13 protein-coding genes are annotated in these 14,865 nt (G+C 55.1%); 8 read left to right on the forward strand and 5 right to left on the reverse strand.

The window, feature by feature from the left end; all coding sequences use genetic code 11:
• Nucleotide 1: 1 nt before the first annotated feature.
• Nucleotides 2-664 (reverse strand): HAD family hydrolase, encoded by a 663-nt coding sequence (locus MT343_RS00810; RefSeq protein WP_145467033.1) that lies wholly within the window; start codon nt 662-664, stop codon nt 2-4.
• Between the two features lie 318 nt (nt 665-982).
• Here MT343_RS00810 and rppH point away from each other — a divergent pair, with 318 nt between their 5' ends.
• Together rppH and ptsP are read left to right on the forward strand one after the other, a co-directional pair.
• On the forward strand, nt 983-1,474 hold the full coding sequence (gene rppH / locus MT343_RS00815) for an RNA pyrophosphohydrolase (protein WP_145468077.1): 492 nt from the start codon (nt 983-985) through the stop codon (nt 1,472-1,474).
• Between the two features lie 6 nt (nt 1,475-1,480).
• Nucleotides 1,481-3,760, forward strand: a complete 2,280-nt coding sequence (ptsP, locus tag MT343_RS00820) for a phosphoenolpyruvate--protein phosphotransferase (RefSeq protein WP_145467031.1) — start codon at nt 1,481-1,483, stop codon at nt 3,758-3,760.
• Between the two features lie 24 nt (nt 3,761-3,784).
• Here ptsP and MT343_RS00825 read toward each other — a convergent pair whose 3' ends face one another.
• The 3 genes from MT343_RS00825 to MT343_RS00835 form a co-directional block, all read right to left on the reverse strand.
• Entirely contained in the window at nt 3,785-4,330 is a 546-nt protein-coding gene (locus tag MT343_RS00825; RefSeq protein ID WP_145467029.1) for a DUF882 domain-containing protein, read from the reverse strand.
• A gap of 170 nt (nt 4,331-4,500) precedes the next feature.
• Nucleotides 4,501-6,282: a L,D-transpeptidase family protein gene (locus MT343_RS00830; protein WP_186435798.1), complete on the reverse strand. Its 1,782-nt coding sequence runs from the start codon at nt 6,280-6,282 to the stop codon at nt 4,501-4,503.
• A 216-nt stretch (nt 6,283-6,498) separates the two neighbouring features.
• Nucleotides 6,499-7,260, reverse strand: a complete 762-nt coding sequence (locus MT343_RS00835) for an NRDE family protein (RefSeq protein ID WP_145467025.1) — start codon at nt 7,258-7,260, stop codon at nt 6,499-6,501.
• Nucleotides 7,261-7,372: 112 nt separating this feature from the next.
• Between MT343_RS00835 and MT343_RS00840 the strand changes: the two genes are divergently transcribed.
• The 6 genes from MT343_RS00840 to MT343_RS00865 all read left to right on the forward strand — a co-directional run bounded on the left by MT343_RS00840 (nt 7,373) and on the right by MT343_RS00865 (nt 13,053).
• On the forward strand, nt 7,373-8,161 hold the full coding sequence (locus MT343_RS00840) for a sulfite exporter TauE/SafE family protein (RefSeq protein ID WP_328296341.1): 789 nt from the start codon (nt 7,373-7,375) through the stop codon (nt 8,159-8,161).
• Nucleotides 8,162-8,230: 69 nt separating this feature from the next.
• Nucleotides 8,231-9,040 carry a prolipoprotein diacylglyceryl transferase gene (gene lgt, locus MT343_RS00845; protein WP_145467022.1) on the forward strand — a complete coding sequence of 270 codons (810 nt, stop codon included), beginning with the start codon at nt 8,231-8,233 and terminating at the stop codon, nt 9,038-9,040.
• Nucleotides 9,037-9,831: a thymidylate synthase gene (gene thyA, locus MT343_RS00850; protein WP_145467020.1), complete on the forward strand. Its 795-nt coding sequence runs from the start codon at nt 9,037-9,039 to the stop codon at nt 9,829-9,831. Before lgt ends, thyA begins: the two co-directional genes overlap by 4 nt.
• Nucleotides 9,832-9,991: 160 nt before the next feature.
• On the forward strand, nt 9,992-11,683 hold the full coding sequence (locus MT343_RS00855; RefSeq protein ID WP_145467017.1) for a putative bifunctional diguanylate cyclase/phosphodiesterase: 1,692 nt from the start codon (nt 9,992-9,994) through the stop codon (nt 11,681-11,683).
• A 96-nt stretch (nt 11,684-11,779) separates the two neighbouring features.
• The gene (locus MT343_RS00860; RefSeq protein ID WP_371736691.1) at nt 11,780-12,301 is read left to right on the forward strand and encodes a dihydrofolate reductase; all 522 of its coding nucleotides are present in this window, start codon (nt 11,780-11,782) and stop codon (nt 12,299-12,301) included.
• A 317-nt stretch (nt 12,302-12,618) separates the two neighbouring features.
• Nucleotides 12,619-13,053, forward strand: a complete 435-nt coding sequence (locus MT343_RS00865) for a hypothetical protein (RefSeq protein ID WP_145467013.1) — start codon at nt 12,619-12,621, stop codon at nt 13,051-13,053.
• Between the two features lie 74 nt (nt 13,054-13,127).
• Here the strand turns inward: MT343_RS00865 and MT343_RS00870 are convergent, their stop codons facing one another.
• A complete protein-coding gene (locus tag MT343_RS00870; protein WP_145467011.1) occupies nt 13,128-14,756 on the reverse strand; it encodes an acyl-CoA synthetase in 1,629 nt (542 codons plus the stop codon).
• Nucleotides 14,757-14,865: the final 109 nt, after the last annotated feature.

Here is a 14,865-nt window from a genome sequence, read left to right on the forward strand (position 1 = left end):
CTTACTCCTGATCCCTGAGGCTGATAATTGGCCAGCCTTTCTGTGCGGCGATGGCGGCCAGACGGTCATCCGGATCAACCGCTACCGGGTTATCCACAATTTCCAGCAGCGGCAGGTCATTATGGGAATCACTGTAAAAGTAGCTGCCGGCCAGTTCAAATCCCTGTTGCTGCAACCAATCCTGCAGGCGGACCACTTTACCTTGCTGGAAGCTTGGTATACCGACAATATTGCCGGTATAGCGCTCATCCTGCATCTCCGGATGCGGGGCGATAATATGCTCAATGCCCAGCAGCTCGGCTATCGGGTAGGTCACAAAACCATTGGTTGCGGTGATAATCAGCAGGGTATCACCCAGACGCTTATGGTGGGCAATAAGGTCACGGCTTTTTTGTGAGATCAGCGGCATGATGCGCGCTTTGAGAAACGCGGCGCGGGTATCCAGCATATGTTGCAACGGATACTGGGTCAGAGGCTTAAGCGCAAATGCCAGATACTCGTTAATATCCAGAGTGCCGGCCTTATATTGCTCGTAAAAATAATCGTTACGAAGCTTGTGTTGTTCAGGGTCTGCAAGCCCCTGATCGACCAGATATTGTCCCCAGGCATGGTCGCTGTCGCCATCCAGCAGGGTGTGGTCGAGATCGAAAATAGCCAGTGCCACGAGAGTCAGCCTTTTTCCGGTGCCGGTTAGAAAATTAGTCGCTATTCTAAGGGCAACAGCGCATACTTTCCTTATAATTCTGAGTTTCAAACGAAGAAATAATCGAACATATTGGTTCTAAACAATGCCGGCTGCCAGGGGGCGGATTGTGGCAATTTCCGGACAATTCAGCCTGTCTCCCAGAGTCTGAATTAAGGTGAGTCCGCCACCGGATTCCTGTATGCCTTGCCCCCGTTATTGCCTGCCTTATCTTCAACTGCTTGACCTTTGTGGTGAAATCGGCAAGTTTTGAACCATCAGACTGTACTGGACGGCATTGTGATTGACGAACATGGTTACCGCCCTAATGTCGGTATTATCCTTTGCAACGACAAAGGACAGGTCCTCTGGGCCAGACGCATAGGCCAGGATGCCTGGCAGTTTCCCCAAGGGGGGATCAAAGACGGTGAATCGCCGGAGAAGGCGCTCTATCGCGAGTTGATGGAGGAAGTTGGCCTGAGTGCGCAGGATGTGCAGATACTGGGCTGCACCCGTGGCTGGTTACGGTACCGCTTACCACGGCGTATGGTGCGCCATGACAGCCGGCCTGTTTGTGTCGGGCAAAAACAGAAATGGTTTCTGCTTAAGCTGGTGGGTGACGATTCGCGGATCAACGTCAGCGCTACCGATAAGCCGGAATTTGATGGCTGGAGCTGGGTCAGTTACTGGTTCCCGCTGGGAGGGGTGGTTGCATTCAAACGCGATGTGTATCGTCGTGCCATGACGGAACTGGCACCGCGCATTGCCAAGCTGCAACGGAAAACCAGCTGAGGGTTTATGCTTGATATTCTGAGACGCATTGTACAGGAAGTCAGTTCTGCAACCGACCTGAGCGATGCTCTGAAAGTGGTTGTGGCACGTATCCGTGCGGCCATGAATACCGAAGTGTGCTCAGTCTATCTGTTTGATCCGGAAAGTAAGCGTTATGTGCTGATGGCTACTGAAGGCCTGAAGCAGGAAGCGGTTGGCCGGGTCAGCCTCAGCTCTTCGCAGGGTCTTGTCGGCCTGGTTGGTTCGCGCGAAGAGCCGATCAACGTCGATAACGCGCCAACTCACCCACGCTTTCACTTTTTATCCGAGACCGGTGAAGACCCCTTTCTGTCTTTTCTCGGGGTGCCGATTATCCACCATAAGCGCCTGATGGGCGTGATGGTGGTGCAACAGCGCGACAGCCGTCAGTTTGACGAAAGCGAAGAAGCCTTTCTGGTGACCATGTCGGCGCAGCTGGCTGGTGTTATTGCCCATGCCGAGGCCACCGGCAATATTCTCGATATCCCTTCCGCAACCAGCGAACGCAAGAAAAGCACCCGTTTTAACGGCGCGCCCGGAGCTCCCGGGGTTGGGCTCGGCCAGGCTTTTGTATTATCTCCCGCGGCCGATCTCAGTGGTGTGGTGGATAAAGAGGCGGAGTCGATTGATGACGAGATTGTGCGCTTTGATCTCGCCCTGGAAGCAGCCCGTGAAGAAATCCGTATATTAGGCGAGAAACTCAGCAGCGAACTGCGCCCGGAAGAGATGGCGTTGTTTGATGTATATCTGAATATGCTGGATGACCATGCGCTTGGCGCAGAGGTTAAAGCACGTATCCGTGACGGCAACTGGGCGCAGGGCGCATTACGCCAGGTGGTCATGCAATACGTTGGTCACTTCCAGCTGATGGAAGATGTGTATCTGCGCGAGCGCGCCACCGATATCATTGATCTGGGAACCCGTATTCTCGCTCATCTGCAGGGCAGTGATGCACACGCGCAGGAGTACGATTTTCCTGCCAATACGATTCTGGTCAGTGAAGAGCTGACACCGGCGATGCTGGGTGAGGTTCCGCCGGGCAAGCTGCGTGGTCTGGTCTCGGTTAAAGGCTCATCCAACTCGCATGTGGCGATTCTGGCCCGGGCGATGGGGATTCCTACGGTTATGGGGGTTGTGGATGTTCCCTACGCCCAGCTGCATGGTCTGGAGCTGATCGTTGACGGTTACCGCGGACAGATATTTTCCAGTCCTAACGATGAACTGCGTGAACAGTATCAGGCGATCTTTGATGAAGAGCAGGCGCTGCAGAAAGATCTGCAGGTACTGCGTGATGAACCGGCCGAAACCCTCGATGGTCACCGTATTCCGCTGTGGGTAAATACCGGCCTGATTACCGATGCAGTACGCAGTTTGGAACGTGGTGCGGAAGGTGTTGGCCTGTACCGCACCGAAGTGCCGTTTATGATGAAGGATCGCTTTCCCAGCGAGAGCGAGCAGCAGAAAATTTACCGTCAGCAGCTGGAAACCTTTGCCCCGAATCCGGTAACGATGCGAACCCTGGATATTGGTGGTGACAAGGCTCTGACCTACTTCCCGATCAGTGAGGCTAATCCGTTTCTGGGCTGGCGTGGCATTCGCGTAACGCTCGACCACCCGGAAATCTTTCTGGTACAGATCCGCGCCATGCTGAAGGCCAGCGAAGGGCTGAACAATCTGCGTATTATGCTGCCGATGATTACCAGCGTCAGCGAAGTCGATGAAGCATTACACCTGATCTACCGCGCCCATGCGGAAGTTCTGGAAGAAGGCTTTGACGTCGAAATGCCCCAGGTCGGAGTGATGATTGAAGTCCCGGCAGCGGTTTATCAGATCCGTGAACTGGGCCAGCGGGTGGATTTTCTCTCTGTCGGCAGTAACGATCTGACCCAGTATCTGCTGGCCGTGGACCGTAATAATCCACGGGTAGCTGATCTTTATCAGGCCTTTCACCCGGCGGTGCTGAATGCACTGAAGATGATTGCCGATATGGCGCATGAAATTGGCAAGCCGGTGAGTGTCTGTGGTGAGCTGGCCGGTAATCCACTGGGCGCTGTATTGCTGATGGCAATGGGCTATGACATGTTGTCGATGAACGCCACTAACCTGCCCAAGGTTAAATCGGTAATTCGCGGCATCAGCCGTGAATGGGCTGATCAGTTGCTGGCAGAGGTGCTGCAGATAGAAAGTGCGCCGGTTATTACCGCCACCCTGCAGTTATCGCTGGAGAAGGCTGGTTTCGGCCGAATTATCGGACCAGGGCGTAACTGATACGCCCTTCCTTTTAAAGCCTGATCAGGCTGTCCAGTGCCGGGTGCGTCCGGTATCAATATGAACGAAACCACTCTTCGGGTAATACCCAACACCACCGTTGCCCATGGCCAGTGCGGCGCGGTGCAGATGGCGGTGTGAAACACCGGGAATACGGATATCAATGGCACGTCCCTGCATATGCAGACTGTGCTCGGCGACGCCTGAGCTTGTATAGCGCAGGCTGGCGTTGGATTCGGGGGCACGATAACCGGAAATCACATACAGCGGTTCATGGCTGGCGAACAACTGCTGCAGTTGGTACATGTTCTGATACAGCTCTCGCTGCATGGCCATCACCTGATCGCGACGGTGGTCGCGTACCAGAATATCCAACGATTCCACACCCTCGTCGATATAACGGCCATTCGCCCAGAAAGTACTGGTGGTGAATTCACCGGTATGAATGTTGTACAGGCGCAGAGTACGTTCTTCCTGTTGCCCGGCGAATGCGCGGGTACTGCTCAGGCCGGTAATACCTGCCGTACCAAGGCAGGCTGCCTGCTTCAGAAAGTGACGTCGTTGCAACATGGTGAATAGTCTCCGCTACATCTGGTTATTCAGTGTTGTATGGCTATGGGCGGAGTATGCCAAACACCTGCCAAAAGAAACTGGCATCCTTAGACAAAAATACATAACGCTACATTTGTCATACTGAATAATGTAACTGCTGACGTTTGTACGCCACTTGCGAGAGAAAGTTACAGGCTGACGGCAGGATTGGTAGGCGGCAGGCCGGCGATCAGATCGCGATTGTAGACATCGTCGCGCACCTGCAGATTACCGTCCTGATCAACCCAGGTAGTCCAGTACATCAGATAGACCGGTACATCATCCTGCAGGCGGATGCGGGTAGTGCGGTTCTGGTCGATGGCAGCATCGATATTGTGGCGGTTCCAGCCCTGCTGTCCACGCAGTAGTTTTTCGGCCAGTAATCTTGGTTTTTCTACCCGCACACAACCTGAGCTTAAGGCGCGGTTGTCGAGGTTAAACAGCTGCGGCTGTGAGGTATCGTGCAGGTAGATGTCTTTATCGTTGGGGAACAGGAATTTGATAGAACCCAGCGCATTGTCATCACCGGCTTTCTGCACCAGACGGTAAGGAAAGTTACTGGCGCTGACTTTATTCCAGTTAATGGCATACGGCGAAATAAACTGGTCAACACCATCGACCCGGCCGATCACCTGATAGCCTTTCTCTTCCAGATAACCCGGATTGCGGCGAATTTTCGGCAGCAGGCTGTTTACCGCAATACGTTTGGGTACCGACCAGGTCGGAGCCAGTTCCAGTGTACTGATTTTCTGTGCCATAACCGGAGTCCGGCGCTGCAGGTTACCGATAATGACTTTCATATCCAGCTCAACTGAGCCACCGTTTATCAGCTGCAGGCTGTAGTCAGCCATATTCACCATGACATGGCGCTGGCCAAGATCCCGTGGCAGGTGGCGCCAGCGTTTCATATTCAGGGCGACTTTCTGTGCCATCTGGTAAGGCGGAATATTCAGCCATTTCAGCGTATTGGCATCCAGCTCACCGCTTTCGGGTAAATGATGACGTTTCTGGAAGTGGCGCAAGGCGTCAGCCAGAGCACTGTCAAACAGGAATTCCGGACGGCTCAGATCATGTGGCTCATCTTCAGCGGGTGCGCGGGTGCGTTCTTCGGCATCTTTAAACAGCCAGGACAGGGCACCTTTCTGCAGGTCGCCATACTGCCCCAGCATCCAGCGCAGATGTGGCACCAGACGGTGACGTTCATTATTTTTCAGCTGCAGGTTATCCGGCAGCGGATACCAGCCACCGGAGTTGGCAATGGCTAAGTAACGGTTCAGTTCTTTGCGCAGACGCAGGTAGCCGGGATGAGATGGGGTAAGAGTTTCAACCAGAGCGTCCAGCTCGTTGCGGCGGATGGAGTCATTCAGCAGGTCGATGATCTGTTCTTCACTGAATTGTCCGGGCTTGCTGGCAGCCGACACTTTGCGGATCGATGGATGGTCGCCCTCACCGGTATCCGGCAGCAGCTCAGCGTTCAGAGCCTGCTGGGCGTAAGTAATGAAAGCGTCGGTCAGCAGCACTTCAACCGCAGTGGCCTGTTTGGGAATATTCGACAGACGGCTGGTTTCGCGTTCGAGGGTGGCCAGTTCATAGCCGTAGTTGCGCCAGTCGTCGGCGGCGGTTTCACGCAGTACCTGCAGCAGTTCGCGACCAGCTTCGGTCAGTTCAAAACTGTTCATCCATACCGGCTGATAATCGCGGCGCAGGTAAAAAGGCTCAATGCTCTGCACATGTTTCAGCCGCACTTCTCCCGCCACATTGCGCGCGGATTCGATTAACCAGTGCTCCATATACTTCTGCGCCACCTTCGGCGGCATATAGGGCTTGGTATTAATGCTGGCTGCCAGAGCCGCAAACAACAGACCGATACACAGCAGGGCGATAAGGCCTGTCAGTGCGACGACGCGTTGCGGTTTCCGGGGTGTATTCATGCTGTTCATGCACGAAGTATGGACGCCAGATAAGCAAAATGTGACGGGAATCGCGCTACCGTTCGCAGAATTTTGTAAGCGACTGCAAACGGTCGTTCGATTGGTTTGCTGGGTGTCAAAAGAAACAACAACTTAGGTTTTTCTTTTGTAACAGGAGGATTGTTTAACGGATTTCTGGCGGCTAATTCTTTGTTCTTAAAGTGAGCAATTGTCTGCTCATTCAAGATCGACCGGCCAGGTAACCCGGCCGGCAATTCTGCCGTTACTGTCCCAGCTGAGCTCGGTTATTTCAACCCGTTCCTGCTGCGCGAGAATGCCACTGGAGCAGCGGGTGCCGTAACCCGGAGCATGGATAAACTGAGCTGAGAGTAAGCGCTCCCACTCCAGTGGAACCCCGGTTTGTGGCAACTGATCGTCGGGGAAGGGGGAGTAATGATCAAGCAGTGCCGCCAGACTGGCGCTGCCTCCGGGCTGTTGCAGCCAGCGCTGTAGTTGCGTCCGTGCCAGTTCGGTTTTCGGCCAGGGAGTATTCAGCCAGGCATTGCTCAGCGTGTGAATACCGGGCTCCAGCCGTTCCAGCCGCGGTTCGGGATAGTTGCTGGCATACCAGAGCTGGCTGCGGTTGCCGCACAGCAGATTAAACGGCGCGTAGGCATCGCCTTTCTCCAGTACGGCGCGCAGATATTTTTCCGGGTGGCGTGGCTCGCGCAGGTAGTTCAGCACCAGATGACCGCGTGACAGCGGCTCGGCTGGTCCGGCGCCGGGAGCGCGGATATTGGTCAGTGCGGCAAAGCGACCTTCTTTGGTGATACCAAGCCAGGTGCCGCCCTGCTGCAGATCGCGTCCGGCATACAGGCCCGGATGCTCTTCCCACTCTTCCAGTGCACTGGCCGGGCGGGGGTAGAATTCATCACGGTTGGCACTCAGGGTCAGCCACTGACTGTCCTGTGGTTGCCAGTTCAGTACGATCAGACACATAGGTATTTCCTGATAATGGTTACCGCAGGCATGCTCTGTTGCGCAGGCGCTGCCGACTTTGCCCGCACTTTAGGTCATAATGCCGCCCCCTTAAACCGGAATTTTCATAGCTATGATGACTTTTCTGCTGTTCCTGGCGGTTGGCTCCGTTGCCGGCCTGTTGGCGGGTTTGTTTGGCATTGGCGGCGGCATGGTGATTGTGCCGGTGCTGGTCATTACTTTTGCCGCACAGGGGGTGAGTGAAACGGTGCTCACTCATATGGCTGTGGCTACGTCACTGGCGACCATCGTCTTTACCTCGCTCAGTTCTGTGCGTGAGCATCATCGTCAGGGAGCTGTGGACTGGACGCTGGTGGGTGTGATGAGCATCGGCATTGTGCTGGGCACTATGCTGGGCGTGTCTTTAATTACCGCTGTGCCGGGCCCGCTGCTGCAGAAAATTATCGGTGTCTTTGCCCTGTTACTGGCGGCGAAAATGTTTTTCGGGCTGGAACCAAAAGGCGCTGGTAAACGTCCAGGTAACCGGGGGCTGATTATGGCCGGTTCGGTGGTAGGTTTTGGTTCGTCCTGGTTTGGCATTGGCGGCGGTACTTTCACGGTGCCTTATCTGAGCTGGATGAAAATTCCCATGCGCCAGGCGGTGGCTACTTCGGCGGCCTGCGGGCTGCCAATTGCGCTGACCGGGGCCATCAGTAATGTTGCGGCGGGCTGGAATCATGCGGATTTGCCGGTATGGAGTACCGGGTTCCTGTACTGGCCGGCCATTATCGGCATCGTGCTGACCAGCGTGCCCTTTGCCAAAGTAGGGGCGCAACTGGCCCACCGTCTGGATCAGGCATTGCTGAAGAAGGGCTTTGCCCTGTTGTTGTGTGTGGTTGGTATTAAATTTCTGTTGTTTTAAGCGCATTTCATAAGGAGTTAAAAATAGGATGTTTTGCTTGAGCCTGACTGTTGTTGCAAGGAAGTCCGTATGCTGACGTACCCTGATATTGATCCTGTTGCGGTTGCGATTGGCCCGCTGAAAATTCACTGGTATGGCCTGATGTATCTGCTGGCGTTTGCTTCGGCCTGGGGCCTGGCTAATTACCGTGCCCGCCGTCCCGGATCAGGCTGGACGCCGGAGCAGGTGTCGGATCTGATTTTTTATGGCGCCATGGGGGTTATCCTCGGTGGCCGCTGCGGTTATGTGCTGCTGTATAATTTTCCGCAATTTCTGCAGGACCCTTTGTGGCTGTTGCGGGTATGGGAAGGCGGAATGTCGTTCCACGGTGGTCTGCTGGGTGTAATGGCCGCACTGGCGTGGTTTGGGCATAAGTATCAGAAGAACTTCTTCGACGTTGCCGATTTTGTTGCGCCACTGGTTCCGGTTGGTCTGATGTTTGGCCGTTTCGGTAATTTTATTGGCGGTGAACTCTGGGGCCGGGTGGCTGATCCGGCGCATGTGCCCTGGGCGATGGTGTTTCCACGTGCCGGCGAGCTGCCACGCCACCCATCACAGTTGTATCAGGCAGCATTGGAGGGTTTCCTGCTGTTTGTTATCCTCTGGTTTTATTCGTCCCGGCCACGGCCACAGAAAGCCGTCAGTGCCATGTTCCTGATTGGTTATGGCCTGTTCCGCACGATTGCCGAATTCTTCCGCGAGCCGGATGCACATATCGGTTTTGATTTATTTGGCTGGATGAGCCGCGGCCAGCTGCTCAGTCTGCCGATGATTGTTATAGGGATCATCCTGCTGGTTATCGCTTACCGCAGCCCGAAATCCGGAGAACAGAAAGTATGAAGCAATACCTCGATCTGATGCGCCATGTACGCCAAAACGGCACCTTTAAAGAAGACCGTACCGGCACTGGCACGTACAGCTGTTTTGGCTATCAGATGCGCTTCGATCTGAGTGAAGGCTTCCCGCTGGTAACCACTAAAAAGCTGCACCTGCGCTCTATTATTCATGAGCTGCTGTGGTTTTTGAGTGGTGATACCAATATCCGCTATCTGAAAGAAAACGGCGTCTCTATCTGGGATGAGTGGGCCGATGAAGACGGCAATCTGGGGCCGGTGTACGGCTCGCAGTGGCGCAGCTGGCCAACCGCCGATGGCCGTCATATTGATCAGATCACCCAGGTGGTGAACCAGATCAAAAACAATCCTGACTCGCGCCGCCTGATCGTCAGCGCCTGGAATGTCGGCGAAATTGAGAATATGGCGTTACCGCCATGCCATGCGTTTTTCCAGTTCTATGTGGCTGACGGCAAATTATCCTGCCAGCTGTATCAGCGCAGCGCCGATATTTTCCTCGGCGTACCGTTCAACATCGCCAGCTATGCATTGCTGGTGTATATGGTGGCGCAGCAGTGTGATCTGCAGGTGGGGGATTTTGTCTGGACCGGTGGTGACGTGCACCTGTACGCCAACCACCTGGAGCAGACTGACCTGCAGCTGTCGCGCGAACCTATGGCGCTGCCAAAGCTGGTGATTCAGCGTAAACCTGACAGCCTGTTTGAGTATAAATTTGAAGACTTCGTGATCGAAGGCTACGAATCGCATCCTCATATCAAAGCGCCGGTCGCCATCTGATCGGCCGTTGATCGGCTATCGCTCCGTTCCTGCCCTGGGCAGAGGCGGAGCAGACAGCCACCTCCGCTGTAACAATTCTTTTTTGTAATTCTCGTTGTCCGGCCGGACGCCGCAGCATGCTTGTCTATACTGAAGGCATCTTTGACTGCCGGTGCTGCTGGTGAACCCATTACTTGATAGCGAATTGCCGACACTGCTGCTGTTCAGTGCGGATGAGACACTGTCGTTACCGCCGTTGCCAGATGTCAGCCTGCAACAGATGTTATCCCTTGATGACATCTGTGCAGCCTGGCTGGAAGCGCAGCAGGGAGTGGTTTGTCTGTCCAGTAAGCGTTTTGACCGGCATCTGGAAGCTGCGATAGCGCGTGTGCGGCTGATGCTGCCAGAAGCGCCGCTGGTGGTTCTGCTTGAGCACCTGAGTGATGAAACCAGACTGATTACCGCCGGTGTGCAGGAAGTACTGAGTTCGCATCAGGCACAGTCCGGCCTGCTGTTGCATGTGATGCAGATGGCGATGGCTCGCCGTCAGTACGACATTGATCAGAAACATGCCGCCCATCATGACCCCCTCACCGGGCTGGCGAACCGGGGATTGTTTCAGGACCGGCTGGATCATTGTCTGGTTCAGAGCCAGCGCCGTGGTCAGGATGTCAGTCTGCTGTTTGTGGATATCGACCGCTTCCGGGTAGTGAATGAACTGCATGGTCATCAGTTTGGTGATCTGCTGCTGATTGCCTGTGCGCAGCGCCTGCAGCAGACACTGCGCCGTTCCGATACCGTTGCACGTCTGGGTGGCAACAGTTTCGCCGTGATTCTTGAAGCCAGCGGGGATCTGGAAAACGAGTCTATGAGTGCTGCCGTTGCCCATAAAATCAGCGCTGCTTTTCAGAAGCCTTTCAGCATTGGTGATGAAGAAATTTTCTCCACCGTCAGTATTGGTATCGAGCTGGCCAGCCGGGTCAGTTACGACGCCGGGCAGCTGGTGCGTCATGCTGAACTGGCCTTGCATCAGGCCAAGCGCGAAGGACGTAACGTCAGCTATGTGTTCTGCCACCGCAGTTCACCGGCAGACAAGATCCGCGTGGGTCTGGAGAGTGCGTTGCATCATGCGCTGGAGCGTGAAGAACTGCGCCTGGCGTATCAGCCTCAGGTCAGTGTCAGTGAACAGCGCTTTACCGGTGTTGAAGTGCTGCTGCGCTGGGAGCATCCGGTACTGGGTGATGTGTCGCCATCTATTTTTATTCCGGTGCTGGAAGAGACCGGACTGATCGAGCGTTTCGGTGAATGGGTATTACGCAATGCCTGCCGCCAGTATGCTGATTGGCTGAGTCAGGGACTGGTGCCGGCAGACACCAAACTGTCGGTCAACCTGTCGCCACGCCAGTTCCGCCAGCGGGATCTGGCAGACAGCATTCAGCAGCTGCTGGCCGACGCCGGCCTGCCACCACAGAATCTGACGCTGGAGATTACCGAGAGCACGCTGATGTACAACCTGGACCATGGCGTACAGGTACTTAACCGCCTGCGCACATTGGGCGTATCGGTGGCGATTGACGATTTTGGTACCGGCTATTCATCTCTGGCCTATCTTAAAGATCTGCCCATCGACTACCTGAAAATCGACCGGATGTTTGTTAAAGACATCGTCACCGATAGCCACGATGCCGCCATTGCCAGCTCAATTATCAATCTGGCCCACAATCTGGGCCTGAAAGTGATTGCTGAAGGTGTTGAAGACAGTGAAATGCTCGATGTTCTGGCGGTTTTTGGCTGCGACCAATATCAGGGCTTTTTCTTTGCCCGGCCTTTGCCGGCTGATGATATCCCGCCGATGGTCGCGCGCTGCGCCTGACCGTAGCTGAAGCCAGCCGTGTCTGGAGGCCGACGTCGCCTGAGACCAGACGGAGCATAAGCGCAGTGGTATGATGGCGCTTTTGCACAACGGAAGCTGGCTGTGAAATTTTCCCTGATCGTCGCCCTCGCCGAAAACCGTGCCATCGGTATCGATAATAAGCTGCCCTGGTATCTGCCTAACGACCTGAAATACTTCAAACAGGTCACCATGGGTAAAACCATTGTGATGGGCCGCAAAACCTATGAAAGCATCGGCAAGCCACTGCCGGGCCGCACCAACATCATCATTACCCGTCAGGCCGGTTATCAGGCGCCCAATGCGAACGACAGCGTAAAAGTGGTCGACTCGCTGCAGGCTGCCCGCGAACTGGCAGAGAGCATTGCGCTGATTAATGGTCAGGATGAAGCCATGATTATTGGCGGCGCCGAAATCTACAGCCAGGCGCTGACGCTGGTCGACCGTATGTATCTGACCGAAGTTCACGCCGAAGTCGAAGGCGATGCTTTCTTCCCCGAGTTTGAACGCGGTGCCTGGCAGGAAGTCGCGCGCGAAGACTTCGCCGCCGAAGGCCCGAATCCTTATAACTACAGCTTTGTGGTGTACGAACGCGCCTGACCGGGTTTGCAACGGGCTTGAGCGGCTTCTGAACAATTGCGCTGATTTGCTGCGCTGAACCTGATATCAATAGTTGCGTCTAATCCCCCGCCGCCGGAGCCTGTTCCGGCGAAGGACGGGACGCCACTCATTTGTTTTATCTGCTGCACAATCCCCTGATTCTGGCTTTAGGTGTATCGCTACTGCTGCATCTGTTGCTATTGGCTGTGCCGATGCAACAGGCAGCAAAGCCATCAGAGCTTATGCCAGTGCTTAGTCTGCAACTACAGTCTGCTTTGCCTGTGCCGACAGTCCCCGACAATGAGCCTCTTCAACGCGTGCCTGAACAACCCGCTACTCCTGCAGCAGAAAGCCCGGCAACAGAAAACCCCGCAGCTCCGGCACCTGCCGTACTGAATAACGCGCAGGAAACCTCAGAAAGCGCTGAACCTTTATTTATCTCGCCGCCGTTACTGCGGCTGCCGGCTGTCAATATGGATGCGGACTGGGGTGCGGAATGGGATGCCCCCAGTGAACCGCCCGGCGCGCAGTCATTAAAGGCTGTGCCTTTCGATCCGCGTCTGCGCCGTCAGCTGGATGCGGTGCGCAGTGAGCGGCCAGAGCCGCAACGTGATTTTATTGAAACCGGTGAGGCTGGCAGTCTTGCGCCACAGCCGTTGCGGGTAGGCGACCATTGCTTTCTCTACAGCGAAAAAGATGCGCTGGATGAAGACAGCTTTGATGTCTGGTCGCCGGTAACATGTGCGCAGTAATGTGATATTTCCGCAATAAAAAACGGGCCTCAGATGAGGCCCGTTTTTATACGCTTGCGGTTAAATCCCGGGTATCAGGACTCTTTAGCCTGAGCGCGCAGAATAAACTTCTGGATCTTACCGGTAGAGGTTTTCGGCAGCTCGCCAAACACCACGTGACGCGGAATTTTAAAGTGCGCCATATTGGCACGGCAGAAATCCATAATCGCAGCAGCGTCTTCTTCAGCACCCGGCTTCAGCTTGACGAAAGCACAAGGCGTTTCGCCCCATTTTTCATCAGGCTTGGCAACCACGGCGGCCTCTTCCACATCCGGGTGACGGTAAAGAATATCTTCCACTTCGATGGAGGAAATATTCTCACCACCGGAGATTATGATGTCTTTCGAGCGGTCTTTGATCTCGATATAACCATCTTCGTGCCATACCGCCAGATCGCCGGTGTGGAACCAGTCACCGGCAAAGGCCTCTTCGCTGGCGCGCGGGTTTTTCAGGTAGCCTTTCATCACGATATTACCGCGGATGAAAATCTCACCAATGGTTTCGCCATCACGGGCAACCGGCTGCAGATTATCCGGATCGGCAACCATCAGATCCTGCTGCATCGGGCTCTTCACACCCTGGCGGGCTTTCAGCGCGGCGCGTTCACCCGGCGTGCGCTCATTCCAGGCGTCGTCCCACTCACACACCACACACGGGCCGTAGGTTTCGGTCAGGCCGTACACGTGGGTTACTTTAAAGCCCATGGCTTCCATACCTTCGATCACGGCAGCCGGAGGCGCTGCACCGGCCACCATGGCGTTAACCTGATGTTCGATGCCTTCTTTCATCTCGGCTGGCGCATTGTTCAGCATGTTCAGCACAATAGGCGCGCCGCAGAAGTGCGAGACTTTGTGATCTTTAATGGCGCCATAAATGGCGTCGGCGCGTACATGGCGCAGGGAGACGCTGACACCGGCTGCAGCGGCGATGGTCCACGGGAAACACCAGCCATTGCAGTGGAACAGCGGCAGAATCCACAGGTATACCGGGTGCTTGCCCATGTCCCAGGAAATAATATTGTTAGCGGCGTTCAGGTACGCGCCGCGGTGGTGATAAACCACGCCTTTCGGATTACCGGTGGTGCCTGAGGTGTAGTTCAGGGTAACGGCCTGCCATTCGTCCTGTGGCAGATCCCAGGCGAAATCCGCATCGGCTTTTTCCAGCAGCTGCTCGTAGGTCTGTTCGCCCAGCAGTTCACCGCCGTCGAAGTAAGGGTCATCAACGGCGATCACCATTGGCTTAACCGCCAGCAGTTTCAGGGCTTTGCTGGCCACGTCGCTGAATTCGCGGTCGACAAACAGAATGCGGGTCTCGGCGTGCTGCAGAATAAAGGCTACGGCTTCTGCATCCAGACGGGTGTTGATGGCATTCAGTACCGCGCCACACATCGGCACACCAAAGTGCGCTTCAAACATCGGGGGAATATTGGCACACAGGAAAGAAACGGTTTCGCCGTGCTGGATACCCAGCGACTTCAGGCCAGAGGCCAGACGCACACAGCGCTCGTAGGTTTCGCCCCAGGTGTAAGTGGTGTCCTGATGAATCTGGGCGATGCGGTGCGGGTAAACAAAGGCCGCGCGCTGCAGATAGCTGATCGGCGATAAGGCGGTGTAGTTGGCCTGATTGGCATCCAGACCCATTTCATAAATGTTGTAGTGCTGCATACAGCCCCCGGATAAGCAATGAATACCGGCGCCTGACACACCCTTGTGCGTTGCGCACGCGATGAATGCGGCGCCGGAGAAAGGCAGGCATTAAAAGCCCGCACCTTCT

It is taken from the genome of Venatorbacter sp. C2-1 (assembly GCF_022832715.1).
GTDB lineage: Bacteria > Pseudomonadota > Gammaproteobacteria > Pseudomonadales > Oceanobacteraceae > Venatoribacter > Venatoribacter alkanivorans.